Raw genomic sequence first — 26,336 nt, forward strand, 5'->3', positions numbered from 1 at the left:
TCCTTGAAATTACCAAAAGAGAACATGTTTAAAGTGTTGAATTAATCCTGCTCGTCATCTAGATCATCAAAGTCCTCATCGAAATCGTCATCATCTTCGAAGTCAACGATGTTATCAGCTAGAAATTCATTGTCTTCATCCAGATCATATTCATCTTCGAATTCATTTTCGAAATCATCAGTATCATCGAAGTCATCAAATTCTTCGAAATCGTCTTCAAACTCCTCCATATCAATAAATTAAAAGGTTTGCTAAATAAATTAATGGTGCGAATTAAATTAAAATTTCAATTACTGCAAATGCCCAATCAATTAATTTTTTTTTAAGATTTTTGATTTAGGTTTTTTTATTAAAAAAGTTGCATTTTTTTTAAATGCTAATTGATCTCAAATCACTCCAAGTCGTTTTGACAGGGGATAAATTATATGAAGTTTAAGAATTTTTTTCTAATTGAATGTTAATAAAAAAAAATATTTAAATCATTGGTAATTAAAGGGTTATGATTTAATTTTTTCAAACTTATGAAAATATTGATTTAATATACTTCTTTATCAAAGGTTTCGAGAAAAAGGCTTTAACAAAATCATATTTTTTAGCTTTACGAATATCTCTTTCATCAACAGAACTACTTAAAATATAGATTTCTGATTGATTTTTTGTTATGTCTAATCTCTCCAAGAAATCCCAGCCCGACATATCAGGCATATTTAAATCTAAAAATAAATAATTAGGTTTTACATTATAAATATCTTTTAATGCATCTTCTGCATTTTGATATTTATAAAATTGACAAGGCTCATTTACGTTTTTAGAAATCAATTTTTCAGTTACAAAAGTACTGATAGGGTCATCATCTATTAGAGCAATTATTAACATCAAAATACATAAAATTGTAACTGAACAACATAAAATATAAGACAAAAGTAATCTTTAAGTATCAATTAACAAACAATTTGCCAATTAAAAATAAATGAAAACTAATTATTTTCAGTACCTATCTTTTAAATACATGTTATTATTTCAACTGAAGTAATTAATTATAAAAAAATAGAATACTTACAATTGTTATCCAATTGATTCGAAAACTCTACTATTAAAAAAAAATGATTTTAATTTTTTGAAACCTCAAAAATAAATTCTTCTATTATTCGATCTACAGTCTTTAACACTTTATTATCCTTAGTTTTTGGACTTGAAACTTCCGTAACTCCAGTCAAAGTCATCAAAAATTTATCCTCTTTTGGGTCTATAAAATCTACAATAACTTGAACCAATTCATAGTTTGTTGTTTTGGTACCATAGTTTGGATTCATATATCTAGAGGCTGCCCAAGGGTCCCAAACTCGATACCCCCAATAAGGATAAGGAGTCGAATAATTTGTAGAAGTTCTCTTTCTTGGATCTTCATTTGAAGTATACCTTATAACTAAATCAGGCTGCTCCCTTTCATACACTAAGCCATATTCCTCCAAAGCTTCTTGTAAATGAATTTGAACTTGCTGATCAATAAACTGCGACGAGAATCCTGGCATTCCGACTTCTTGGTTTATTATAACAAAACTTTGGTAGGGTTTAGAAATTGGAATTTCTGTATTCTCTTTAAATATATCAATTGAACTACACGATAAACATATTAGTAATACAATTCCAATTAACGCAAGTTTCTTAAATGCATACATATTGACTAAATATTTTTTCACTTTGTTACGAATGAAACTTTTGAAAGTTAAATTTTACTTTTTAAACGATGAAATTGAAAGGAATATTCCACAAACTTAGACTGACCTCAGAATCATTACTATTTTTGGGCAAATTATTCAAAATGGAAAAACCTGAATTTGACGATATTTTTATGGAATTGGCTGTCAATTTAGCCAAGAGATCACACTGTATAAAAAAACATGTAGGAGCTGTGTTGACTAAAGAAACTAGGATAATATCTATAGGCTATAATGGACCTCCTGCAGGAACACATAACTGTGATGTGGAATTTCCTGGAAAGGGATGCGCTAGAGATAGTAAAGGAAGCTGTTCACTAGCATTACATGCAGAACAGAATGCTATCCTTTATGCGGTGAAGAACAATACATCTGTGGAAGGCTCAACTCTTTATGTTACGTTATCTCCGTGTTTAGCTTGCTCTAGAATTATTTTTTCAATGGGGATTTCCAAAGTAGTCTATCTCTTTTCCTATGCTGAATATAAAGGAATTGGTTCGGATGAAGGGGTTGATTTCCTCCGAAAATTCGGAGTTTTGGTTGAAAAATATTCAGGGGAATTAATGATACAAGATGGCTTGATTTAAATAAAATTTACTTCCGGAATTAAATCAATTCCAAACTTTTCATTTACTGACTGTTGGATTTTTTCTGATAATAATTTGACTTCTAAACCATCCCCTTGTCCAAAATTGACAAGAACCAATGGTTGGTTCTCGTGAACTCCTATTTCCCCAAATCGCTTTCCTTTCCATCCACATTGATCTATTAGCCATGCCGCAGGAACTTTCATTCCCTCTGGTAGATCATATCCTGGGATTTTAGGGTAGGTTTGCTGCAATTTCAACCATGAATCTTTGGAAATTGTGGGGTTTTTAAAAAATGAACCTGCATTCCCAATTTCTTTAGGATCCGGTAATTTAGATTGCCTGATTTTGATTACCGCATCACTAACAGCTCTTAGAGTAAGCTCTGAATCAGCCTCAACAGCTAATACTTCCTTAATTGCTCCATAATCTAAATTAAAATTAGGCTTCTTTTTAAGTTTGAATGTTACTGAAGTAATAATAAATTTTCCTTTTAATTCATTTTTAAAAACACTCTCTCTATAACCGAATTTGCATTCTTCGGAATTGAATTCTTTTTGTTCTAGAGAGGCTCTGTTTAATGCCCGTAGACTGTGGAAAACATCCTTTACCTCAATCCCATATGCCCCTATATTTTGCATGGGAGAAGCTCCCACAGTTCCAGGAATAAGCGATAGATTTTCTACACCAGCCCAATTATTTTCAATCGCATGAAGCACGAAGTTGTGCCAATTCTCCCCGGCCCCAACTTTGACCCAAATAAACTCCGAATTTTCCTTAACTACATCTATTCCTGAAATCTCGATTTTTATTACAAGCGAATTGATATCCTGTGTTAATAGGATATTACTGCCGCCACCAAGAATAAAAACTTCAATCCCTAAGTTCCTAGCCCATATTAATGCTTCAATTAATTGTTCTCTAGAATTGACGCTTGTAAAAAATCTGGCTTTTTTGTCCAGACTAAAAGTATTGAAAGGTTTAAGGGAAATGTTTTCTTGTATATTCATGAGAAAATCTTGAATTGCGAAATAAACAAGTTTTGACTAGATAAGAAATGATTTTTATATTCCTCTGCCATATTTCATGAAAGAATTAGTAATAAACGGAATTAGAATCCGTCCTGGTCAAACTTTGAATATCGAGTTGGCTATCGCAAAACTCCCAACGCATACCTTAATTGATTTACCTATTTTCATCAGGTCATCAAAGGAACCAGGTCCAGTGGTATTGATTTCTGGAGGAGTTCATGGAGATGAGATAAATGGTATTGCTACAGCCAAAAAAATCTTGGAAGAGGTAGATGAAAACTTGGAAATCCTCAAAGGAACTTTAATTATTATCCCTTTAGTAAATATTTACGGGTTTCTTTCCAATAGTAGAACTTTTCCAGATGGGCGGGATTTAAACCGTAGTTTTCCTGGGAACAAGAGAGGTTCTTTAGCTTCAAGAATTGCTTACATATTGAGTAATGAAATTATCCCGCAGATAGACTATGGGATTGATTTCCATACTGGTGGACGCATGCTGACAAATCATCCTCAGATAAGAATAGATTTTAATGATAAAGTAGCACTAGAATGTGCAAAATCTTTTGGGACTCATTTTGTTGTTAATTCAAAATATATTGAAAAATCATTCCGGAAGTCAGCATTTAAGCTCAACAAGCATATTTTAGTTTTTGAGGGAGGAGAATCAATGAGGCTTGATGATTTTGCAATAGATGAAGGAGTTCTTGGGACTAAACGTTTTTTAAATGGCCTAGGTATGATTGATGAGTCTATATTAAAGCAACCGACTATACTTTTGAAGGAAAGTGATTGGATAAGGGCAAAAGCTTCGGGAATATTTAATTCAAATGTTAAATTGGGTGAAGCAGTGAAAAAAGGACAAATCTTAGCGAAAATATCAGATCCTTATGGACAAGTAAAAATCCCTGTGAAAGCACCCTCAAATGGTTTTATTATTGGAATAAATAATATGCCAGTCATAAATGTTGGAGATGCTTTAATTCATGTAGGAAAGGAATGATTCCTCTATAAATTTATAAATAACACTTTTTATGAGTATTGATGATCACTTTAAGCATGTAAGAAACCATTCGCTATTTCTTTGCAGAAACTTAATTACAGAAGATTTTAGCCTTCAGGCTTCCGAAGAGGTAAGTCCTCCTAAGTGGCACTTAGCTCATACAACTTGGTTTTTTGAGCAATTTATACTTATTCCTCACTTGAAAGATTATCATGTCAAGCATCCACAATTCAACTTCCTCTTTAACTCTTATTATAATTCGCTTGGAAATAGAACTGCAAGAAACCAAAGAGGATTAATGACCAGACCATCAGTTTCCGAAGTGATGGACTACAGAGAATATGTTAATGAAGCAATGGAAACCTTGATTTCGAATGGAGATTCTAAGGTTTTGGATCTGGTTATTTTGGGACTAAATCATGAACAACAACATCAGGAACTATTGGTGACTGATTTAAAATTCAGCTTATGGCATAATCCTCTAGATCCAAGTGTTATGGATATTGGTGAATATTTGGAAATAAATCCTTCTCCCTGGATAGAAATTGAGGAAGGAGTTTATGAGATAGGATATCAAGGAAATGGATTTTGTTTTGACAATGAATTAAACCTGCACAAGGTCTATCTCAATCCATATAAAATATCAGGAGCTCTGGTTAGTAATTTGGAATTTCTGCAATTTATGGAAGCAGGAGGGTATGAAAACCCAGTTTATTGGCATGATGAAGGCTGGTCCTGGGTTAAAAGCCATCAGGCTAAATCTCCTTTATATTGGGAATATAAAGAAGGAAATTGGTCCTATTATACCTTATTCGGAAGAAAAGATATAGTGTGGGAAGCACCGGTTTCGCATGTAAATTTTTATGAGGCTGCTGCTTTTGCAAACTGGAAAGGCAAAAGGCTTCCTACAGAATTTGAATGGGAAGTTGCCCAGAAGGATTTTCACTGGGGGAGTAGATGGGAATGGTGTAATTCTGCTTATCTGCCTTATCCTGGATTTAAAATTGCACCTGGAGCATTGGGAGAATACAATGGGAAATTTATGGTAAACCAAATGGTTTTAAGAGGATCATCTGTGGCGACCCCAGAAAATCATTCAAGACCAACATATAGAAACTTTTTTCATCCTCATTTTAGGTGGCAATTTATGGGGATCCGATTAGCTGAATCAATTTAATATGAGTTCAAAAAATTTAGATTTTGGAACTTTTGCCCAAGATGTTATGATAGGCTTAAGTTCTAACCCAAAGACTTTACCCTCCAAATATTTTTACGATACAAAAGGCGATAAGCTTTTCCAAAAAATAATGGAACTACCTGATTATTATTTGACTAGAAAAGAATTTGAAATCTTTGAAAAACAGTTTGAGGACATCTTACAACCAATTCTGAACCTAAGTCAATCATTTAATTTGGTAGAACTGGGAGCAGGAGACGGGCTAAAGACAAAGATTTTATTAAGTCACCTTATTAATAAAAAAGCTGATTTCGAATATTTCCCAATCGATTTTTCGGGATCAGTTCTGGATGAATTGAAAGATTCTATATCCTCTGTGTTCCCGGAATTAAAAGTAACTTGTATCGAAGACACGTATAGAGGCTCTTTGTTGCGGCGCTCTTGGGATAATGGAAAACCTTGCTTAATTCTATTTCTTGGTTCTAATCTAGGCAATTTTAGTTTAGAAGAGGCTTTGGATATTCTAGATCATTTAAAAATTGGGGCTTCGCATGGTGATTTTGTTTTGTTAGGTATTGATCTAAAAAAGAATCCTCAAACAATTTTAAATGCTTATAACGATCCTAAAGGAATTACAAGGAATTTTAACCTGAATCTTTTGGAAAGGATCAATCGAGAATTAAATGGAGATTTTGATCTGGATACTTTTATGCATTGGCCGAGTTATGACCCACTTTCAGGCGAATGTAGAAGTCATTTGATCTCTATGAAGGAGCAAACTGTCAATCTTAAAGTTTTGGATCAATCTTTCCATTTTGAGGCATTTGAACCGATTTTTACAGAGATAAGCAAAAAATATAGTCTTTCAGAGATTGAGCAACTTGCTCAAAAAGGCGGTTTCAAAACAATTGAAAACTTTACTGATGATGCAAATTATTTTGCAGACGTACTCTGGAGAAGGATATAAAAAAGCACCAGTTTAAATTCTGGTGCTTTTTACTATTGAAATCTGTTTGTTAACTAAAATATTGCTTTAGTCCCTCCAATCTTTCAGATAATTCATTTTCGATTGAACGGTAGTTCTTTGTATTAGGAAGTGCTTTATTAACAGAGAAATAATACTTGATCTTTGGTTCAGTACCTGATGGTCTTGCTGAAATTTTGCTCCCATCTGCTAAATAGAATTGCATGACGTTAGACTTATCCATATCCAGTTTTTCTATTTTTCCTGAATCCACCTGAGTAACTGTACTAGCTTTCACATCGACAATTTTCTCTACTTTTTGACCATTCATCTCCTTTGGTGGATGATGTCTAAAATCAGTCATTAAAGCCTGAATTTGTTCTGCTCCATCTTTTCCTTTCTTGGTTACTGAAATTAGAGCTTCCTTATAGAATCCAAATTTTTCATAAATCTCGCCCAACACATCAAAAACAGTCTTACCTTTTGATTTATAGTAAGCAACGACCTCTGCAACCATAGCGCAAGCACTTACTCCATCTTTATCTCTCACAAAATCTCCCACTAAATAGCCATAAGATTCTTCACCTCCTCCAATGAAAGTTTGTTTTCCTTCGAGATCTCTGATTATTGCGGCTATATTTTTGAAGCCAGTTAAAACCGAAAAACAAGTAACACCAAAGCCTTCACAAATTCTATCTATTAATTCCGTAGTCACAATTGTATTAACCATAAATTGGTTTCCATCCAATTTCCCAGCTTCTTTCCATCTACTCAGCAAATAATAAGTTAATAGCGACCCAGTTTGATTACCATTAAGTAACTCAAAATCACCTTTTTCATTTGGTACAGCTGCTGCATATCTATCGCCATCAGGATCACAGGCCAATATTAATTCTGCTCCAACTTCTTTACCTAATTTTAAAGAAAGTGTTAAAGCTTCTGCTTCTTCAGGATTAGGATAAATTACTGTCGGGAATGTTCCATCTGGCTCAGCCTGTTCTTTAACAATATGAATGTTTTCAAATCCAAAAGCTTTGATTGCTGCTGGAACCATTTTACCTGAGGCTCCGTGAATTGGAGAAAATACTATAGGTAAGTCTTTTTGGCTTTGAATTTCCTCTGGTGCCAAGCTTAGGCCTTTTACCTTTTCTAAGTAAATGGCGTCGAAATCTTCCTCTATATAGCTAAAAAGGTTATCCTGCTTATTCCAATTTACCTGATCAAAAGAAGTGATCTTTTTTACTTCATTAATAATATTGGTATCATGGGGAGCTACCACTTGAGCACCATCATCCCAATATGCTTTATAACCATTATACTCCTTTGGATTATGAGATGCTGTAATCATCACACCGCTTTTACATCCATAATGTCTTACAGCGAAAGAAAGCATAGGGGTAGGCCTCATTTCCTTGAAGTAAAGGACTTTGATCCCATTTGCAGTTAGAACATTCGCAGTTGTAGTAGCAAATAGAGTGTTATTGATTCTGCTATCATGGGTAATAGCAACTTTAATATCTTCTCCTCGGAAACACTTTAAAAGGTAATTTGCAAGCCCTTGCGTAGCCATTCCGATGGTATAAATATTCATTCGGTTGGTTCCTACTCCCATAAGACCTCTAAGTCCACCTGTTCCGAATTCTAAATCCTGATAAAAAGAATCGACTAATTCAGTTGGATTTTCATCGATCAGATTTTTGATTTTTGTTTTAGTTTCTTCATCAATATTTCCATTAAGCCAACTCTGGGCTTTGGAAAGGATGGTGGGGTCTATCGTGCTCATATGTTAAAAATTTCTTTGAATTCTAAGATATAGAAAATGTGAATTAAAGCCATTCTCAATCTCTAAATGATTTTAAGAAATTTAAAAAAACGGTAGAAAGAAAGGAGGATCTGTTGATTTACTGGGCTAAAGTACTTTCTTACCCCAATACCAAAAGGATATGCATATTGATTTATACTCTTTTCAGGAGATAAACTTCGTATTTATACTTGCTAATTTTGAATTACTTCAAGAATCGGAAAATTCATCGAAATTGGAATTCTTATCAATTATAACTTCTTTTTTTTTAACTCTTGAAAAATGATGATAAGGGATGATTCCATATCCGTATTTAATTGAAAACACTTTGGTGAATTCCGCACCAAAAAAGAAAATCAAACAGGAATAAGAAACCCATAGCAAAATTAAAATTAGTGAACCTGCTGCACCATAAGTTGAACCTGGATTTGTGGCGCCAAAATATAAGCTAAGTAGGACTTCACCTAACACAAATAAAGTAGCTGTTAGAAAAGCGCCAACCCAAACAGTCTTCCAACGTATTTTGGCATCAGGTAAATATTTAAAAATCAACCCAAATAATAGGGTAATTATGGCCAATGACAGGATCCAGTCCATTATAAATGCTACATAAACAACGAATTCGGGTAGTTTGGTAGAAATATAGTCCTTCAGAATGGAAATTGTAGCAGTTAAAATAAAACTTATCAGGAGGAGAAATCCTAAAACTAATACAAAGCCAAAACTGATTAACCGATCCTTTGCTAGCCTATACCATGATATTTTCTCGGTAAGCTTTAATTCCCAGATCTGATTTAGAGAAACTTTTAAATGGTAAAAAACCCCTGTGGCTCCAAAAAGGAGAGTACCCAAACCCACAATAGTGGCAAGAGTGGACTTGCCACTAAACTGGGTACTTATAATCATCTCTTCAATAATATTTGCGGTATCAGCTCCTAATATTTCCTGAAATTGTGAAGATAATCTTCCAGCAACAATATCATTTCCCCATATCGCACCCACTGAATTTACCACTATTACAAGTAGAGCGGGTAAAGAAAGTACAGCATAATATGCAACGACAGCACTCAGCCTGGCAGGGTCAGAAGCATTCCATCTTTTGAAGGCTAAAACAATTAATTGTGGCAGATGCTTAATTTTGAATTTACTCGGAGAAAGTAAATCCTCCTTTGGATGTGCCTCCATGATTAATTTGAATTCCCGTTTAGTTCGGCGATTTTCAACTCTTTGAGCTCCTCATTCATTCTTACTCCTCCTTTTATTCCAAAATCTAAAGTTCTTATTGGGAATGGAATAGTTATTCCTTCTTTATCAAATGCTTTCTTTAAAGCAATAATGGCTTCATTCCTAGCAGGAATAAAATTCACTTCAGTAGTAGAAAATTTCACCCAGATATTTAAAATAAAATTAATAGAACTATCTCCGAAACCAGTCCAGAAGATGGATGGATCTTCCGATTTTAATCTGCTAGGTAACCCATCCATAGCTTCCAAAGCAATTTTTTGAACCGTTTCTAAATCTTCACCATAACTTATTCCACATTCTATTTGGATTCTTCTTTTCCCTTCTTCCGTGTAATTAATAAAGTATTCCTGAAAAAGCATTCTATTTGGGACATGAACAATCGGCCCATTGTAAGTCCTGATTTTGGTCACTCTTAAATTAACATCGATGACTTTCCCTTCGTGACCATCTTTGGTCTGAATTATATCTCCTATTTTATATGGCTGATTAAACGTTATAAAGACACCAGACATAAAATTTGCTGCAGTGTCTTGAAATGCAAAACCTAAGGCTAGTCCTATAATTCCCAAACCTGCCAAAATAGAAGAAACAGTTTTAGTGAGTTCCAGCGCTGAAAGTGAGAGCATAACTCCCAAAATCAGAATAGCCATAAAAATTATTTGGCTCAAAAACCTACTAATGGTAGGATTAATATGAAATTTATTCAAATATCTGTTGGAGTATAATTTTAGCTTCCTCGCTAAAAAAACTGAAAGAGTTATAATTAATATAGCAAGAACCAAATTTGGTAAACTGGTTATTGCTGCTTCACCCCAAGACTGTAACTTTTCTTTAATTTTCTCAAATACTTGTTGGGTATTGTACCCAAATATTTCCGCTAATTCCATGATCCAATTTTTATTCTTTTGAATTAAGAGAAATGATCATGCCATGATAGAGAATTAAAATTATTATGTTTTGCTTACTTTCTTAATTCGAAACTTTAAGTTTAAACAAGATTGAATTATAGATCAATAGACTGATTTAGAATCATTTATGAATTAATTTGGCAAGATTTCTTTTTCTAATTAAAAGCGTGTCAAATAATGTTTGCTTCAGCTTAAAAATATTTTTTCCCGTTTTGGGGAATTTATTCCGTAGAGGAAATAAAAATGTGTCGTTCGTTCTTAAGGTGATTTTATCTGAATATTGTCTAAAATACTTTTTGAATTTAACCCTAATTGCCTCATAATTTTCTGTACATCTGCCTGAGAAAGATTGGTGGATTTTATTTTTTCTTTTTCAAAAATAATCACATTCCCTTCCCAGGTATTTGGAGCGGAGGGAACGAATACCACTTGCTTCCCTGACTCCAATTCATCAACGAGAAATGCCAACATCCAACCATCAATGGGTACTAAAACAACAGGAAAACTTATTTCTGTATCTATTCCTGCCGTATTTTCAAAAGTATTTTTCATTAACTGATATCCGGGAAAAAGAGTCAGGATATTTTTTTCAATCCAAAGAACCATTTTCTTTCCCAATCCTTGGTTCGCGATATACCCAGCTAGGAAACAGAAAATAATCAAAACTAGGATCGCTAAAAAATAAGGAGTATCGAATAGCCAAATCTCATCACCAAATTTTTTACTTAAAAAAGTTGTTATTGGTTTCAATATCATCAAAGCCTTTTCTAATAAGATTATTGCTAAAATGATAGGGATTAAAAAAAAGATACCTCCCTTGACGGTTTGAGAAATGATACCTAATACTTTTTTCATGGCAATTTGAATTATTAAAAAATTTACAGCTTTTCAGTCATTAAAAAAACTTGAAAAAGGATAGAAATAAAAAGAGTCGGCTTATGCCGACTCTTTTTATAGATTCCCTCTCAATTCCTGCTCTCGTTCTATTGCCTCAAAAAGTGCTTTAAAATTACCCTTTCCAAAGGATTTAGCTCCTTTTCTCTGGATAATCTCAAAGAATAACGTTGGTCTATCCTGAACTGGTTTAGTGAAAATTTGAAGTAGGTATCCTTCTTCATCTCTATCCACTAAAATATTTAAATCTTTCAAAGGTTGGAGGTCCTCATCTATTTTACCTACGCGGTCGAGTAAATCGTCGTAATAAGATTGAGGAACTTCCAAAAATTCAACCCCTCTTTGCCTTAATTCTGATACGGTGTGAATGATATCATCTGTAGCTATAGCCATATGCTGCACTCCAGGTCCATGATAGAAATCAAGATACTCTTCAATTTGTGATTTTTTCTTTCCTTCAGCGGGCTCGTTTATAGGGAATTTGATATAACCATTTCCATTAGATACTACTTTGGACATCAATGCTGAATATTCTGTTGAAATATCTTGATCATCGAAAGTGATCAATAATTTGAATCCCATCACTTCCTCATAAAAATTGACCCAACGGTTCATTTCACCAAGCTCCACATTTCCAACACAATGATCTATATATTTCAAACCAATGGATTTTGCTTTGTATTTGCTTGTTTTCTTAACATATCCAGGAAGAAATATTCCAGTGTAATTCTTTCTTTCTACAAACGTATGGATCGTATCTCCATAGGTTTTAATCGATGCAGTTTTTACTTCTCCAAATTCATCAGAAATAATTGCAGGTTCCTCTGCTGACTCAGCTCCCCGAGTAGTAGTTTCATACCAGGATTTCTCTGCATCATCAACCCATAGAGCTAATACTTTAACACCATCTCCATGTTTGGTTATATGCTCAGAAATTGGACCATCAGGGGATAAAGGAGAAGTAAGAACTAATCGAATTTTATCTTGCTTCAGCACGTAAGATGCTCTGTCTTTCAAGCCTGTTTCTGGACCCGCATATGCTATTAATTTAAAGCCAAATGCATATTGATAAAATAATGAAGATTGTTTGGCATTGCCAACATAAAGCTCCACATAATCTGTCCCGTTTATAGGTAAGAAATCATTAGACATAGTCAAGTTATTTTTGGGTTTTAATCGTTAGTCAAAGTTAAAAAATAAACAAAAGAATATTTGGCTAAAGTAAACTTATTCTTGAGGATTTTTATTTCCCCAAAGTGTAATGACTGCCATAATCAGAAATGCCAAAGCCCATGTACCAAAGCTAGATCCTAGCGCTAATAAAATTAATCCCAAATAATAAATAGGTCCCATTGTAAATCCAATCAGGAATTTTATTGTTGAGTTAAATACTTTATCCTTGATCTTGGGTGATCTCCAAAGCCAAACCCAATAAAGCGGAAAATGGAATATTTTCATTAGCTTATTATTCAACCCAGAATTTGGTTGAATTGGGTTTTCAACTTTTCCTGTATCTAAAAACTCGTCTACAGCTTGTTTATCAGTTAAGTCAACACCATTATCTATTAGATTTTTTAGGTTTTCCTCATAATTTTCTTCAGGAATCTCAACTACCAAATGATGCAATGCCTTCTCGACAGATTTCGTCAGCTTCCCGGATTGGGAATTGGGCATATTAACTTCTATCGGGGTACCAAAAACCATACTGACTCTACTCCCAGATCTTTTATGCGCAGAAAAATTAATTCCAACTGGCAAAATAACAGGTTTAGCATCAGGGTATTTTTCCTTGAGACCAAATGCCATCCTGGTAAATCCTTTACTGAGAGGCCTTAAATTTCTGATATCGCTATGACTTCCTTCAGCAAAAATTATGACAGTTCCATTTTTCTTGAGAATCTCGTACGTTTTATCAAAAATCAATTGGTTTTGCTGAATGGTGGAAAATCCATCACGAACCCTGTAAACGGGAAGCATTCTTATAAAATCCAAAAGTTTAGCTGCTATAGGATTCTTAAATACGGAGGCCCTAGTAAGGAAATAGGGGTTAAGCTTTGTGTGGGTTGCTAATAGTAAGGGATCAATTAATGCATTTTGGTGATTTGCCACCAAAATCACAGGTCTATTTTTAGGAATATTGGTTTTGCCCTGAACATTAATTTTCTTGAAATAGAGATGAAGGCAAGCTTTCACTAAAAGGCGAAGCAAATAATTTATTATGTCTTTCATTCTTTATTTTTCCATAGCGCGGCGATGGTCATTCCAGAGATTAAATGCCAAATTCCCCAAAAAGCGGTAATTATAGCCATCCCTCCTAAACCATTAAAATAAGTAAAGATCAAAACCAATCCCAAACCGGAATTTTGAATCCCTGTTTCAATGGTTAATGTTTTCACATCGGCTAAGGGTAATCCAAAAATCTTTCCGATGCTAAAACCAGCCCCCAAAGCAATACAATTGTGTGCTAAAACCCATAAAAAAATGACAGAAATATACTTTAAGAATAGATCTAAGTTTCCCATAAAAGCTAAAATAATGAATGCAGAGAAGATTAAAAGACTAACGGGTTTTAGAATTTTGGATGCTTTTTCTGCAAGAATTGGAGCTTTTTGATGCGTTATGATTCCCAAAATAAGAGGAATTCCTAAAATCATAGAAACAGTGAGAAAAGCATCTAAATAATCCAATTCAATATCCTTTAATAGGATAGATGTAGGTGAATATAAACTAGCCCATAAAGCAAAATTCAAGGGTGTCGTAATAATTGACGCTAAACTTGAGAATCCCGTTAAACTGATGGATAAAGCAGTATTCCCTTTTGCAAAATTGGTGAGAAAATTTGATACATTTCCTCCTGGGCAGGCTGCGACAAGAAACATCCCTAGTGCTACACTTGGTGGAGGGTTTATGATGTTTATCAATCCCCAGGTCAAAAAAGGAAGTAAGATAAATTGTGAAAAAACTCCTAAAAAAAAACCTTTTGGATTCTTTACCAGGTAGTTGAAATCCTTGAATCTTAAATCCAATGCCACGCCATACATGATTAATGCTAAGGCAAGATTGAGTAAAATGAGGTCTCCTGGTGAGAAATTTAGCTGGATTGAATCCAGTTCATTAGATTGGGTCATTAAACCGAAAATCCAACGATTTCTTGAAATATCAAAGTCTAAATTGCTTTTAGAGTCAGATATTTATTTCTACATGTGTTTTCGCTTAGGATGTTTTGGCTTAAGGATAGTTCGAAATCGTTTCCGCATCTTTTATTTCTGTCTAAATAAATCATATTGAATGCTATGTGGATAATCTTTAGATTGAATGAATGGAACTGTGAATAATTAATAAGATAATTTTTTTAATAGCAGGTCCATTAAAAATTTATAAAATTAAGATTTAACCCAAAATACTGCACTATTATGACCAAAAGGAGAGAGTTTATAAAGAAATCCGTATTAGGAACGGCCGGAATAGCAATGACTGGAATGTCCATGTCTGCGAAGTCTTATGGATCAATAATTGGAGCCAATGAAAGGATTAATTTAGCAGTAATTGGAATTCGAGGGCAAGGCACAAATCACATCAACCAATGGTGTGCACTTAAAGAAAATCGTAATGTTCGTTTAAAGACTCTTTGTGATGTAGATGAGCAATATTATCCTGAAAAATTGAAAATTGTTATTGAAAAAACGGGAGTGACTCCATTGACAGAATGGGATATGCGAAGGGTTTTTGACGATCAGGAAATTGATGCTGTTTCATTTGCAGTACCAAATCACTGGCATGCTTTGGGCACTATATGGGCATGTCAGGCAGGAAAACATGTTTATGTGGAGAAGCCGGCAAGCCATAATGTTTTTGAAGGAAGAAAAATGGTGGAAGCCGCTCGGAAATATAATAGGAGGGTACAGGTTGGTTTCCAAAATAGATCTATTCTTAACGTTATGGAAGCAATGAAATTCCTCCATGAGGGTGGAATAGGAGATGTGTATATGGCGAGAGGTCTTTGTTATAAACCAAGAAATTCATTTGGGATTGCTGCAGACAGTACTCCTCCTGCTTCTTTGCACTATGATCAATGGTTAGGTCCGGCGCCCTATCAGCCATATAATGAAAAGAAGGTCCATTATAATTGGCATTGGCACTGGGCTACAGGAAATGGGGATACGGGTAATCAGGGACCGCACCAATTTGACGTAGCAAGATGGGGGTTGAATAAAAATGAACATCCAGATTCAGTGTATTCATCAGGAGCTATATATGGAATCTCTCCTGAAGAATGTTCTCAAGAAACTCCGAATACCCAAACTTCAGTTTTTAAATATGCAGATGGTAAAACGCTTGAATTTGAAACTAGGGGAAGGTACACCAATGGGGAGTCAAGTCTAGGTATTAAAATAGGAAATATGTTTTATGGCACGGAAGGGTATTTGGAATTAAATGGTGGTACTTGGAAAGCATTTAAATTAAATGAAAAAGAACCATTTGCAATGAGCAAGAAAAGAGAGGAGGTTGCTTCCAATAATCAGGTTTTGGCAGCCCCAGGTGGTGCCGAGCATTATGCCAACTTTCTTGATGCAATTCGGGGAGAAAGTGATTCAATTCTTCATTGTGATATTGAAGAAGGGCATAAGTCATCAGTTCTTCCTTTGATTGCCAATATTTCATACTTGACTGGAAAACAGTTACATTTTGATGGGAAAACTGAAAAATTTGTCAAAGACAAAGCTGCAGATAAACTATTGAAAAGAGATTATCGCAAAAATTTTGAAGTACCTAACCAAGTTTGATTTCTTATAAAAAGAAAAACTATGAATGAATCTAATTCAAGAAGAGAATTTCTTCTAAAAAGCATGGCAGCTGGATTCGCTTTAAGTGTCGGAAATTTGCCACTTAATTCTTTTGCTAAATCACAAGCGAAAGGAATGCAATTTGGTTTGGTCACTTACCAATGGGGTAGAGACTGGGATCTTCCTACTTTGATCAGTAATTGTGAGAAAACAGGGGTATTGGGGCTAGAGCTCCGAACTCAGCATGCTCATGGCGTAGAAACCTCACTTAACGCGCAGCAAAGGGAAAATGTAAAAAAACGATTTGAAGATAGCCCAGTAACCTGCTTAGGGTATGGAAGTAATTTTGAATATCATAGTCCGGACCCTAAAGTTCTTCAGGATAACATTTCCCAAACCAAAGAATACATCAAATTATGTAAAGACATAGGAGCAACTGGGATAAAAGTAAAACCTAATAATCTTCCCTCAGAAGTTCCCAAGGAAAAGACTATTGCTCAGATTGCAAGGTCATTCAATGAAATTGGTAAATATGCGGGTGATTATGGTCAATTAGTCAGAGTGGAAGTTCATGGTCACTTGACTCAGGAATTACCAAACATGAAAGCAATTTTTGATCAAGTGACTGATCCTAATGTGAAAATTTGCTGGAATTGCAATCCTGAGGATTTATTGGAACCAGGGTTAGAAGCAAATTTTAACTCGGTTAAAAAGTGGTTTGGAGATACTGTTCATGTGCGTGAATTCAACGAGGGAGATTATCCATATCCAGAATTATTCAAACTTTTTGCAAAAATGAATTATGATGGTTGGATTTTAATGGAGGCAAGAACAGAACCTGCAGATAGAATTGCAGCTCTAAAAGAACAACTTGCATTGTTTAATTCCTTAAAGGCAACAGCCTTGGGGATTGTTTAACTTTTAATAAATTAATCAACGTATTATCAACTATAAACCCATGCAATTGAACCTAACAAAAAAGTTATTTCTTGGTATAACTGCCTTGACTTTTATGGTAGCCTGTAGCTCAGGAACAACTAATTCTACTGAAAATTCTGAAGAAATGGAGAATCAATCACCTAAACTTGAACTGATTCAAAATGAAGCGGAAAAGAAAATAGATGTTTTAGTGGATGGGAAATTATTTACTTCATTTATCTATCCTGATACTTTAGACAAACCTGTTTTGTTTCCTATTAATACCTCCGAAGGAACCACAATAACAAGAGGGTGGCCACTCGCTCCAAGGCCTGGAGAAAGATTTGATCACCCACATCATATTGGACTTTGGTTTAATTATGGAGATGTCAATGGATTAGACTTTTGGAATAATTCCTATGCAATCCCAGCAGATAAGAAATCTAATTATGGGCATATTGTACTGAGTAAAATAAATTCAATTTCTTCCTCAGGATCAAGAGGGCAACTTGAAGTAACTCAGGAATGGAAAAATGAGGCAGGGGAAACCCTATTAGAGGAAAATACCACATTTATATTCACTGCTGATGGATCGGACCGCTCTATAGAAAGAATTTCCATTTTAACCGCTATAAATGGGCCTGTATCATTTACAGATAATAAAGAGGGAATGCTTGCAATCAGGGTTGCCAGAGAACTGGAACACCCATCTACAAAACCAGAACTTTTCACTGATGCCTCAGGAAAAGTCACTGATGTTCCCACCATGAATAATGAAGGTATTACTGGGATGTATACGAGCAGTAATGGAAATAAAGGTGATGATGTTTGGGGTACCCGTGGAGATTGGGTGGAACTGGCCGGAAAAATAGGTCAGGAACCAATTTCTGTCATTATATATGATCATCCGGGAAATGTAGGCTATCCTACTTATTGGCATGCACGGGGTTATGGATTATTCGCTGCAAATCCATTAGGTCAAAAAGCAATGAGTGAAGGAAAAGAAGAATTGAATTATAAATTGGAAGACGGGCAGTCAATGACATTTAAATTTAAAGTAGATATTATTTCTGGAAAGGAACTTAGCCCAATGGAAATCAACCAACTTTATGATAGTTGGAAGACCAATTAATCTCATTAAAAATCTTATTTACAATTAAAAAGCGCTGACATGAGTTAGTGCTTTTTTTTGATTTGAAATGCTATCAATATTTAAATTAAGTAGTGATCCACATGTAATTTTCTAATTTTTTTAAAGTCTTATCCTTATTTTAAATTACTTTAACAACAATCTCTCATCTTGCCAAAATCGATGAAAAAAAAGTCAAATTTATATGATTCTGACGCTATTATCTTTGTTTCAGAATTAATCCTATGCTATGTCTATTAAGGTTGCCGTAAGGCATTATACACGATACGATTACGATAGTCCTATTACTTTAGGACCACAAGTCATCCGACTCCGTCCCGCCCCTCATTCAAGAACTTATATAAAAGGCTATTCTTTAAATGTAAGGCCAGATAACCATTTTATTAACTGGCAGCAAGACCCTTTTGGGAACTATCTGGCTAGAATTGTTTTTCCTGAAAAAGTAAAGTTTTTTGAAATTGATGTTGAAGTTATCGCCGATATGGTAGTAATTAATCCATTCGATTTTTTTGTAGAAGATTATGCTCATGAGTTTCCTTTCAAATATGAGGAAGGTTTATATGGTCAGCTTGTTCCATATTTAGAGATAAAGGAAGAAGGAGCTTTATTGATGGATTTGGTGAGAAGAGCAAAAGCATTATTAAAAAAAGAGATGATTACTGTAGATTATTTGGTTGCTATCAACCAATTAATCCATCAAGAATTGAAATACCATGTCAGGATGGAGCCAGGGGTTCAATCTTGTGAAGTAACACTCACCTTAGGATCCGGTTCTTGTCGGGATTTTGCCTGGTTAATGGTTCTTGTTTTGAGACATCTGGGGCTTGCTTCAAGATTCGCTTCCGGTTATTTAATTCAATTAAAATCTGATGAAAAATCTTTAGATGGCCCATCAGGGCCAGAGGAGGATTTTACAGATTTACATGCGTGGACAGAAGTTTTTATTCCTGGTGCAGGTTGGATTGGTTTGGATTCAACTTCTGGATTATTCGCTGGGGAAGGCCATATTCCATTAGCATGCACTCCTAGCCCACAGGATGCGGCCCCAATTTCAGGGATGGCAGAACCTGCGGATACAACTCTTCACTTTGTAAATGAAGTGACAAGAATTGAAGAAACACCAAGAGTTACGAAACCATATTCTGAGGAAGTTTGGGAAAAGATCCAATTAGTAGGGGATAAAGTTGATGAAGATTTAGAAGCAAATGATGTTAGATTGACCATGGGAGGGGAGCCAACCTTTGTGTCTATCGACAATCAGGATGCGCCGGAATGGAATACAGATGCCGATGGAGAGCATAAAAGAAAGCTTTCAAATATCTTATTTCATAAACTCAAAGATCAATTTGGTCACGGTGCCCTGATGCAATATGGACAAGGGAAATGGTATCCTGGAGAGCCCCTTCCAAGATGGAAATTAGCTTGTTTTTGGAGAAAAGACGGGAAACCTATTTGGCACGACGATTCACTGTTGGCTGATTTATCAAAAGACTATAAACTAAATAATAGACATGCCAAAAGCTTTATTACTAATTTGGTAAAGCAGCTCAATGTTGATAAAAACAATATTTCGCCACTCTATGAAGATCCATTTTATTTCATTTGGCAGGAAGGTCGCGTACCGGTTAATATCAATCCGAAAAAATTTAATTTAAAGTCCTCATTAGAAAGACAGAAGCTTGCCGAACTTTTAAATAAGGGCCTCGGAAAACCAGTTGGTTTTTCGATTCCATTGGAATGGGAGTTCAGTGAAGAAAGATGGCAAAGTTGTAAATGGAAGTTCAGAAGAGATGATTTGTATTTAGTTCCTGGAAATTCACCTGCTGGATTGAGACTTCCGTTGGATTCCATAGAATATACAGATCCCAAGGATGAGCTCGTTATCCCAGAAAATGATTTGTTTTCTCCGGTTAAGAAATTACCAAAATCTTCTAAAAAATTAAGAGCTAAGAAACCTCCAATCAATTCCAAACGAATTTTTAAAACCACCTTGGTGGTGGAAATCAGGGAAGGAAAGCTTTTTGTTTTCTTCCCACCTACTAAGCAGATGGAACATTATCTTGATTTAGTAAGTGCGGTAGAAAGAACTGCTAAAAAGTTGAAAATACCGATTCTGATTGAAGGCTATGATCCCCCCTCTGATACTAGAATTGAAAAAATGATGATTACTCCTGACCCTGGAGTGATTGAAGTAAATATTCAGCCTGCTAAAACTTGGAAGGAAGTATTGAATAATTACGGGGTTTTGTATGAAAAAGCCCGTGAATCCCGCCTAATCAGCGAAAAATTTAATGTGGATGGGAAGCATACAGGAACAGGGGGGGGAAATCATATTACACTTGGAGGAACAACACCAGAAAATAGTCCCTTGCTCCGTCGTCCTGATGTATTACGTAGTTTTATCACTTATTGGCAACATCATCCAGCATTATCCTATTTATTTTCTACGCAATTTATTGGGCCGACAAGCCAAGCTCCACGAGTTGATGAGGGAAGGGATGATATGCTCTATGAGTTAGAATTGGCTTTTCAGCAAGTGCCTAATGGAAAAGAAAACGAAATTCCATTTTGGATGGTTGATCGAATATTTAGGAACCTTTTAGTGGATATTACTGGGAATACACATCGTGCAGAATTTTGCATCGATAAATTGTATTCACCTGACTCGAGTAGCGGTAGACTAGGGATTCTGGAATTCAGGGGATTTGATATGCCTCCTCATTATCGAATGAGTATGGTTCAATTATTATTGATCAGAGCCTTAATGAGTTGGTTTTGGAGAGAGCCTTATAATCATAAATTGGTCAGATGGGGTACTTCACTTCATGATAAATTCTTACTTCCACACTATTGTCAAAAGGACATGAAGGAAGTGGTAAATGATCTTAAAAGAGCTGGTTATGATTTTGATATTTCCTGGTTTGACCCATTCTTCAGCTTTAGATTCCCGTTAATCGGAGAATTGCAGTCAGATGAAATTCATATAGAGCTAAGAATGGCAATAGAACCTTGGCACGTATTAGGTGAGGAAATTTCAAGTTCAGGTACAGCCCGTTATGTTGATTCTTCGCTTGAACGCTTACAAGTTAAAATTTCAGGTTTAACAGATTCAAGGTATTATTTACTGTGTAATGGCTTTAAGATTCCGCTTAAAAACACAGGAGTTCAGGGTGAGTATGTTGCAGGTATCCGTTATAGAGCTTGGCAACCTTTTTCAGCTCTGCATCCCACTATTGGTATAGATACACCATTAGTGATTGACTTATATGATTCTTGGACCAAAAAGTCTGTTGCTGCGTGTCAATATCATGTAGTGCACCCCGGTGGCAGAAGTTATGATTCTTTCCCAATCAATAGTAATGAAGCGGAAGCAAGAAGAATTTCAAGATTTTTCGACTTTGGGCATACAATTACCACTGATAATCCTGTTAATTTGACTATTAAAGACGACCAGAATACTGGTAGATATATTACAAAAGTTGAAAGTAAGGCTTATTATGATGTGGAAACAGAAATAGTTAATCCCGAATTTCCTTATACAATGGATCTGCGTCGCTACAAGAAAAAGGGATTTTAATATAAAGAATTGGAACTAGTTCAATTAGGACAAATGATTGAATCATATCTTACAGAAAGGATGTTCAATAATGCGCCATTTCTAGATGAAATGGCCACCGATCAAGGCAAAATCCAACCGCATTGGGAAAGAATAGCTAAATATTACGAGCAGATAGGTGCGGAGAAAATGAGGCAATTTCAGGAAGAAGTTAGCCGACAACTCCGTGAAAATGGAGTAACATATAATGTTTATGGTGATCCTGACGGAATGAACCGCCCCTGGATTTTGGATCCAGTTCCACTGATTTTTGATACTCAGGAATGGGAAGGTATAGAAAAAGGTTTAATTCAAAGGACGGAACTTTTAAACCTGATATTGAATGACTTATATGGTTCCCAAACTTTGATTAAAGAAGGTTTATTACCTTTTGAATTGATATATAATCACCGGGGATTTCTAAGACAGGCACAAGATATTAAGTTGGAGGGTGATCAGCAATTGATCCAATATTCCTCTGATTTAGCGAGAGGCCCTAATGGAAAGATGTGGGTTTTGCATGATCGTACTGATGCACCTTCTGGCTCAGGTTATACTTTTGAGAATAGAGCTGCGATGACTCGGGTTTTTCCTGAATTGATTCGAGAAAATCATGTTCGTAAAATCACCTCTTATTATCAGACTTTTAAAAACACTTTAACAAGCCTAACTAATAATAAGGAAAATCCAAGAGTAGTATTGCTCTCTCCAGGGCCGACTAATGAAACTTTTTTTGAGCATGCCTATATATCTTCATTTATGGGTTTTACGCTGGCTTTTGGGGAAGATTTAACGGTCAGTGAAGGATATGTTTGGCTAAAAACCATTAAGGGTCTTGAAAAAGTAGATGTAATTATCCGCCGTGTGGATGATGTCTTCTGTGATCCACTTGAATTTAAAAGTAATTCCCATTTAGGTGTTGTTGGATTAATGGAAGCGGTTAGACAGAAAAAAGTTTTAGTGATCAATCCCCTAGGGTGTAGAATTCTTGAGAATCCCGGCATCATGGCGTTTTTACCTAAAATCTCAAGACACTTGCTTGGTGAGGAACTAAAATTGCCATCTGTTGCAACTTGGTGGTGTGGGCAGCCAAAGGAATTGACTTATGTCTTTGATAACATTGAGTCTCTGGTTATCCGAAATATATATAGAGGTACAAATCATAAATCACTATTCGGGGGTGATTTATCGAAAGAGAAAATTAAAGCCCTTAAAAAAGAGATTCAGCGTAACCCATCAATGTTTGTTGGTCAGGAGATGGTTGATTTTTCCACTTCTCCTTCTTGGATTAATAATAAACTGGAAGCTAGAAATGCTGTGTTTAGAAGTTATGTAGTAGCAGATTCAGAGCATAAAAGCTATAAAGTAATGCCTGGAGGGCTTGCAAGGAGTTCTCCGGAAAAAGGAGCGTTTTTAGTATCCAATCAATCTGGAGGAATTAGTAAAGACACTTGGGTTTTAGGAAAGTCAAAAGAGATTGTTTCAACTTTTACCAAACCAGTGAAAGTTCAGCCTTTAGTTCGAAATGTTTTGCCAAGTCGGACAGGTGAAAGGTTATTTTGGCTTGGTAGATATTTAGAAAGGTCTGCTTATGCGGTTCGATTGATGCGGATGACGCTTCTTTCTTACAATGAAGCAGATGAGGATATCCATGTGCACGAGTCCCCAGTTTTAAGTTCTTTATTAAAAACACTTACCAAAATGACAGGGACTTTACCAGGATTTATGGAAAAGGGCCATCTGATGAACCCGGAACCTGAGCTATTAGACCTTGTTCACAATGTGGAAAAACCGGGAAGTATTGCTTATTCGATTCAATCTTTTTTAACCAATGCCTATGCAGTCAGAGATCGTCTGAGTTTAGATACGTGGAGGATTCTAGATAATATTACTGAAGAGTTGACAAACATGCGTCAATCGAATACCTCCTTAACAAAAGCTTACCATAGTCTGGATAATATGGTGGTAAAATTAATGGCATTTTATGGTTTGAATATAGATAACATGACTCGGGAACCTACCTGGCATTTATTAAATATTGGAAGGTTTATTGAGTCTGCTGCGAATAATTGTACGATACTGAGAGGCATGTTAAGTCAATCTTTTGACTCGGAATCTAATAAGGAGCTGATGGAAGACACATTACGATGTAATGAAAGTCTGGTTACATACCGATATCGATATAGATCTAATTTGGAAATGCCTGGAGTGCTCAGCCTGTTGATTTTACATGAAGACAATCCAAGATCCTTGATTTTCCAACTATTGGAAATTGACCATCATTTGAAAGCTTTACCAATAAAAGATGATCATGAAATGTTTGGTTTCGAAAGGAAAAAGCTGTTAGAGGCAATTACAAAAATAAGACTTTGTGATATCGACCAACTTTCAGTGCCAAACCCTTTAACACAAGAATTTGATAATCTCATAGCTTTATTGGACCAAATAATTGAGCTCTTGCATGATACATCAGATTTGATTTATGAAAAATATTTTAGTCATACTGGATCGGAGTACAGCATGATTCAAACTTCAGTAATTCCAGAAATATGAAATATCAGATTATTCATATTACAGATTATATCTACAAGTTTCCGGCGAGGCTTTGTCATAATTTGATGTTTCAGATTCCACAAGATTCAGAATTTCAAAATGTTGAGAAATATCTTTGTGAAATAAGTCCAAAACCAAGTTCGGAAGTAGAGAGAATTGATTTCTTTGGAAATAAGTATTTGTATTTCTCTGTTGAAAGGTCTCATAAAAAGTTGACAGTGACTTCTCAGAGCATTTTGGAACTGCGATCCCCTTCATGGATGAAAGTCAATCCAAAATTAACCAAACCTTGGGAGCAAGTGGTAAATTGGTTGCACAGTACAAATGCGCCTAATGAGGTACGTCAATACTATTTGGAATCGAACCATGTGACATTTATTGACGGGATCAAGGAGTATGCTTTAAAATCATTCAAGCCTGGGCGACCAATTATGGAGGCAATGCAAGACTTAAATAGTAGAATCTTCCATGATTTTGCATTTACTCCAGGTTTTACTGATATCAGTACTCCATTGCAAAAAGTCTTTGACCACAAAAAAGGCGTTTGTCAGGATTTTGCACATTTTTCATTGGCTTGTTTGAGAGTTTTGGGTTTAGCAGCCAGATATGTCAGTGGATATATAGAAACTTTGCCTCCTCCAGGTAAACCAAAATTAATCGGTTCAGATGCATCCCATGCCTGGATTGCAATTTATATACCTGACCATGGTTGGGTAGAATTTGATGCCACAAATAATCTACTTGTAAATGATAAACATCTGAGAATAGCTATAGGCCGTGATTTCGCAGATATCACCCCTCTAAAAGGCATAGTTTACAGTGGAAGTGAACAGGAAATGAAAGTAAGTGTAGATGTTACTAAATTGGAAGAAGAAAGTGTTTTGTAGTTATTCTATGGTAATAGTAAAGGACTTTCTATCACGTTTTAATGGGGCAAGTTGAAGTATACCTTCTTTGTTTTTAAAATCGTGATTACTCTGTGAACTGTCTGCAATTCCAAGCCAAGGTTCAATACAAACAAATGGTGCTGCGGGTTTTGCCCAAATTCCAAGATATTCAAAGTCTTTAAATTCCAGAGATAAAATTGGGCCATTTATTACGTGATTCAATGACACTTTCTTTGATTTTAAATGCTTGAAAATCAAAGCATCATTATCAAATAAGTGTTTATTGAGGGTTAGTTTAGAACTATTGTCAAGAATCTTTTTTTGCTTATCACTAACCAAGCCATTTTCATCTAATAACCAAGTGCTATCAGTTTCTTTCTCGGGAAAAGACAAAAAGTAATCCTCGTATTTTTCTTCTGGGTGAAGTGGACAATTAAAAGCTGGATGCCCACCTACTGAGTAATACATGGTCTCTTCCCCAAGGTTTTCGATAATATGTTCAACCTTGATTGAATTGTCTGATAAAGTAAAAATCACATCAAATTGAAATTGAAAGGGATATTTTTGAAAAGTCTCCTCATCCCAGGAAAACCGAAATTGTAAGGTGTTTTCCGTGGAATGAATCAAATTGATTTTGTCAGAATTCCTGACAAGTCCATGCTTTGGAATAAAATATTTTTCTCCGTTTATCAAAGTATAGCAATCTTTCAAGATGCCAATGATTGGGAATAAAACCGGAGCATGACTAGCCCAAATTGTTGGATCTGCCTGCCAAATATATTCCAAACCGGTTTTTTTTGATTTAATAGAGCTAAGTTCTATTCCGATTTTTGTAATTTGAATACTTAGAGAATTGGACTGCAAAGAATATTTCATTCACGAAAATAATTAAAGGCAAGATTTATTATTGATCAATCTGCAAAGAATATTAAAAAGAATTTTCTTTAGTCTATCATTATTTTCGGTATGAAACAGTTAAACTGGCATGTCTTATGAACTAATATGTAAGAATCATCCTTGAAATGGGTTGGAATTATATATTATGCCTTTAATTATTAGAATAGTAAAATAAAAGAGGTAATGAGTTCAACAAAATGAGGATTTACTCAACAATTGAATGTTTT

The 26,336-nt window shown here is 35.1% G+C and carries 22 protein-coding genes; 10 read left to right on the forward strand and 12 right to left on the reverse strand.

Annotated features, from left to right (window positions below; translation table 11 throughout):
* Positions 1-41 precede the first annotated feature (41 nt).
* From AAGF08_RS13035 to AAGF08_RS13045, 3 genes are all read right to left on the reverse strand, one after another.
* On the reverse strand, positions 42-230 hold the full coding sequence (locus AAGF08_RS13035) for a hypothetical protein (protein WP_343511653.1): 189 nt from the start codon (positions 228-230) through the stop codon (positions 42-44).
* A gap of 289 nt (positions 231-519) precedes the next feature.
* Positions 520-876, reverse strand: a complete 357-nt coding sequence (locus AAGF08_RS13040) for a response regulator (RefSeq protein ID WP_343511654.1) — start codon at positions 874-876, stop codon at positions 520-522.
* A gap of 233 nt (positions 877-1,109) precedes the next feature.
* On the reverse strand, positions 1,110-1,679 hold the full coding sequence (locus tag AAGF08_RS13045; RefSeq protein WP_343511726.1) for a DUF4136 domain-containing protein: 570 nt from the start codon (positions 1,677-1,679) through the stop codon (positions 1,110-1,112).
* 143 nt (positions 1,680-1,822) lie between these two features.
* On the opposite strand from AAGF08_RS13045, the gene AAGF08_RS13050 reads away from it, so the two are divergent.
* On the forward strand, positions 1,823-2,305 hold the full coding sequence (locus tag AAGF08_RS13050; RefSeq protein WP_343511655.1) for a dCMP deaminase family protein: 483 nt from the start codon (positions 1,823-1,825) through the stop codon (positions 2,303-2,305).
* On the opposite strand, the gene murB is transcribed toward AAGF08_RS13050, so the two are convergent.
* Positions 2,302-3,315, reverse strand: a complete 1,014-nt coding sequence (gene murB / locus AAGF08_RS13055; RefSeq protein WP_343511656.1) for a UDP-N-acetylmuramate dehydrogenase — start codon at positions 3,313-3,315, stop codon at positions 2,302-2,304. The two genes, AAGF08_RS13050 and murB, sit on opposite strands and share 4 nt — an antisense overlap.
* 76 nt (positions 3,316-3,391) lie before the next feature.
* Between murB and AAGF08_RS13060 the strand changes: the two genes are divergently transcribed.
* The 3 genes from AAGF08_RS13060 to AAGF08_RS13070 are packed head-to-tail and all read left to right on the forward strand — an operon-like array spanning position 3,392 to position 6,480.
* Positions 3,392-4,336 (forward strand): succinylglutamate desuccinylase/aspartoacylase family protein, encoded by a 945-nt coding sequence (locus AAGF08_RS13060; protein WP_343511657.1) that lies wholly within the window; start codon positions 3,392-3,394, stop codon positions 4,334-4,336.
* A 31-nt stretch (positions 4,337-4,367) separates the two neighbouring features.
* Positions 4,368-5,513, forward strand: coding sequence for an ergothioneine biosynthesis protein EgtB (gene egtB / locus AAGF08_RS13065; RefSeq protein WP_343511658.1), 1,146 nt, complete (start codon positions 4,368-4,370; stop codon positions 5,511-5,513).
* A gap of 1 nt (position 5,514) precedes the next feature.
* Positions 5,515-6,480, forward strand: coding sequence for an L-histidine N(alpha)-methyltransferase (locus AAGF08_RS13070; RefSeq protein ID WP_343511659.1), 966 nt, complete (start codon positions 5,515-5,517; stop codon positions 6,478-6,480).
* Positions 6,481-6,529: 49 nt separating this feature from the next.
* Here AAGF08_RS13070 and AAGF08_RS13075 read toward each other — a convergent pair whose 3' ends face one another.
* From AAGF08_RS13075 to AAGF08_RS13105, 7 genes are all read right to left on the reverse strand, one after another.
* Entirely contained in the window at positions 6,530-8,260 is a 1,731-nt protein-coding gene (locus AAGF08_RS13075) for a phospho-sugar mutase (RefSeq protein ID WP_343511660.1), read from the reverse strand.
* A gap of 228 nt (positions 8,261-8,488) precedes the next feature.
* A complete protein-coding gene (locus AAGF08_RS13080) occupies positions 8,489-9,463 on the reverse strand; it encodes a YihY/virulence factor BrkB family protein (RefSeq protein WP_343511661.1) in 975 nt (324 codons plus the stop codon).
* A 2-nt stretch (positions 9,464-9,465) separates the two neighbouring features.
* On the reverse strand, positions 9,466-10,173 hold the full coding sequence (locus AAGF08_RS13085; protein WP_343511662.1) for a mechanosensitive ion channel family protein: 708 nt from the start codon (positions 10,171-10,173) through the stop codon (positions 9,466-9,468).
* Between the two features lie 516 nt (positions 10,174-10,689).
* Complete coding sequence (locus tag AAGF08_RS13090; protein ID WP_343511663.1) at positions 10,690-11,286, reverse strand: DUF502 domain-containing protein; 597 nt, start codon at positions 11,284-11,286, stop codon at positions 10,690-10,692.
* 96 nt (positions 11,287-11,382) lie between these two features.
* Positions 11,383-12,477: a 4-hydroxyphenylpyruvate dioxygenase gene (gene hppD, locus AAGF08_RS13095; RefSeq protein WP_343511665.1), complete on the reverse strand. Its 1,095-nt coding sequence runs from the start codon at positions 12,475-12,477 to the stop codon at positions 11,383-11,385.
* A gap of 75 nt (positions 12,478-12,552) precedes the next feature.
* On the reverse strand, positions 12,553-13,554 hold the full coding sequence (locus AAGF08_RS13100) for a lysophospholipid acyltransferase family protein (RefSeq protein WP_343511666.1): 1,002 nt from the start codon (positions 13,552-13,554) through the stop codon (positions 12,553-12,555).
* Positions 13,551-14,453, reverse strand: a complete 903-nt coding sequence (locus AAGF08_RS13105; RefSeq protein WP_343511667.1) for a bile acid:sodium symporter family protein — start codon at positions 14,451-14,453, stop codon at positions 13,551-13,553. Before AAGF08_RS13105 ends, AAGF08_RS13100 begins: the two co-directional genes overlap by 4 nt.
* A gap of 285 nt (positions 14,454-14,738) precedes the next feature.
* Here AAGF08_RS13105 and AAGF08_RS13110 point away from each other — a divergent pair, with 285 nt between their 5' ends.
* The 6 genes from AAGF08_RS13110 (at position 14,739) to AAGF08_RS13135 (ending at position 25,212) form a co-directional block, all read left to right on the forward strand.
* Positions 14,739-16,109 carry a Gfo/Idh/MocA family oxidoreductase gene (locus AAGF08_RS13110; protein WP_343511668.1) on the forward strand — a complete coding sequence of 457 codons (1,371 nt, stop codon included), beginning with the start codon at positions 14,739-14,741 and terminating at the stop codon, positions 16,107-16,109.
* A 21-nt stretch (positions 16,110-16,130) separates the two neighbouring features.
* Positions 16,131-17,027 carry a sugar phosphate isomerase/epimerase family protein gene (locus AAGF08_RS13115; protein ID WP_343511669.1) on the forward strand — a complete coding sequence of 299 codons (897 nt, stop codon included), beginning with the start codon at positions 16,131-16,133 and terminating at the stop codon, positions 17,025-17,027.
* Between the two features lie 40 nt (positions 17,028-17,067).
* Positions 17,068-18,159: a PmoA family protein gene (locus AAGF08_RS13120; protein ID WP_343511670.1), complete on the forward strand. Its 1,092-nt coding sequence runs from the start codon at positions 17,068-17,070 to the stop codon at positions 18,157-18,159.
* Positions 18,160-18,406: 247 nt separating this feature from the next.
* Positions 18,407-21,754: a transglutaminase family protein gene (locus AAGF08_RS13125; RefSeq protein WP_343511671.1), complete on the forward strand. Its 3,348-nt coding sequence runs from the start codon at positions 18,407-18,409 to the stop codon at positions 21,752-21,754.
* A 33-nt stretch (positions 21,755-21,787) separates the two neighbouring features.
* The gene (locus AAGF08_RS13130; RefSeq protein WP_343511672.1) at positions 21,788-24,325 is read left to right on the forward strand and encodes a circularly permuted type 2 ATP-grasp protein; all 2,538 of its coding nucleotides are present in this window, start codon (positions 21,788-21,790) and stop codon (positions 24,323-24,325) included.
* On the forward strand, positions 24,322-25,212 hold the full coding sequence (locus AAGF08_RS13135; RefSeq protein ID WP_343511673.1) for a transglutaminase family protein: 891 nt from the start codon (positions 24,322-24,324) through the stop codon (positions 25,210-25,212). Before AAGF08_RS13130 ends, AAGF08_RS13135 begins: the two co-directional genes overlap by 4 nt.
* Here the strand turns inward: AAGF08_RS13135 and AAGF08_RS13140 are convergent, their stop codons facing one another.
* Positions 25,213-26,088: an aldose 1-epimerase family protein gene (locus tag AAGF08_RS13140; RefSeq protein ID WP_343511674.1), complete on the reverse strand. Its 876-nt coding sequence runs from the start codon at positions 26,086-26,088 to the stop codon at positions 25,213-25,215. It lies immediately after the preceding gene.
* Between the last annotated feature and the right edge of the window lie 248 nt (positions 26,089-26,336).

The sequence above is a fragment of the Algoriphagus sp. SE2 genome (assembly GCF_039563885.1).
GTDB lineage: Bacteria > Bacteroidota > Bacteroidia > Cytophagales > Cyclobacteriaceae > Algoriphagus.

Coding starts and splice junctions, on each gene's coding strand:
- AAGF08_RS13035 (WP_343511653.1), bottom strand. CDS start 230: ATGGAGGAGTTTGAAGACGATTTCGAAGAATTTGATGACTTCGATGAT.
- AAGF08_RS13040 (WP_343511654.1), bottom strand. CDS start 876: ATGTTAATAATTGCTCTAATAGATGATGACCCTATCAGTACTTTTGTA.
- AAGF08_RS13045 (WP_343511726.1), bottom strand. CDS start 1,679: ATGTATGCATTTAAGAAACTTGCGTTAATTGGAATTGTATTACTAATA.
- AAGF08_RS13050 (WP_343511655.1), top strand. CDS start 1,823: ATGGAAAAACCTGAATTTGACGATATTTTTATGGAATTGGCTGTCAAT.
- murB (WP_343511656.1), bottom strand. CDS start 3,315: ATGAATATACAAGAAAACATTTCCCTTAAACCTTTCAATACTTTTAGT.
- AAGF08_RS13060 (WP_343511657.1), top strand. CDS start 3,392: ATGAAAGAATTAGTAATAAACGGAATTAGAATCCGTCCTGGTCAAACT.
- egtB (WP_343511658.1), top strand. CDS start 4,368: ATGAGTATTGATGATCACTTTAAGCATGTAAGAAACCATTCGCTATTT.
- AAGF08_RS13070 (WP_343511659.1), top strand. CDS start 5,515: ATGAGTTCAAAAAATTTAGATTTTGGAACTTTTGCCCAAGATGTTATG.
- AAGF08_RS13075 (WP_343511660.1), bottom strand. CDS start 8,260: ATGAGCACGATAGACCCCACCATCCTTTCCAAAGCCCAGAGTTGGCTT.
- AAGF08_RS13080 (WP_343511661.1), bottom strand. CDS start 9,463: ATGGAGGCACATCCAAAGGAGGATTTACTTTCTCCGAGTAAATTCAAA.
- AAGF08_RS13085 (WP_343511662.1), bottom strand. CDS start 10,173: ATGGCTATTCTGATTTTGGGAGTTATGCTCTCACTTTCAGCGCTGGAA.
- AAGF08_RS13090 (WP_343511663.1), bottom strand. CDS start 11,286: ATGAAAAAAGTATTAGGTATCATTTCTCAAACCGTCAAGGGAGGTATC.
- hppD (WP_343511665.1), bottom strand. CDS start 12,477: ATGTCTAATGATTTCTTACCTATAAACGGGACAGATTATGTGGAGCTT.
- AAGF08_RS13100 (WP_343511666.1), bottom strand. CDS start 13,554: ATGAAAGACATAATAAATTATTTGCTTCGCCTTTTAGTGAAAGCTTGC.
- AAGF08_RS13105 (WP_343511667.1), bottom strand. CDS start 14,453: ATGACCCAATCTAATGAACTGGATTCAATCCAGCTAAATTTCTCACCA.
- AAGF08_RS13110 (WP_343511668.1), top strand. CDS start 14,739: ATGACCAAAAGGAGAGAGTTTATAAAGAAATCCGTATTAGGAACGGCC.
- AAGF08_RS13115 (WP_343511669.1), top strand. CDS start 16,131: ATGAATGAATCTAATTCAAGAAGAGAATTTCTTCTAAAAAGCATGGCA.
- AAGF08_RS13120 (WP_343511670.1), top strand. CDS start 17,068: ATGCAATTGAACCTAACAAAAAAGTTATTTCTTGGTATAACTGCCTTG.
- AAGF08_RS13125 (WP_343511671.1), top strand. CDS start 18,407: ATGTCTATTAAGGTTGCCGTAAGGCATTATACACGATACGATTACGAT.
- AAGF08_RS13130 (WP_343511672.1), top strand. CDS start 21,788: ATGATTGAATCATATCTTACAGAAAGGATGTTCAATAATGCGCCATTT.
- AAGF08_RS13135 (WP_343511673.1), top strand. CDS start 24,322: ATGAAATATCAGATTATTCATATTACAGATTATATCTACAAGTTTCCG.
- AAGF08_RS13140 (WP_343511674.1), bottom strand. CDS start 26,088: ATGAAATATTCTTTGCAGTCCAATTCTCTAAGTATTCAAATTACAAAA.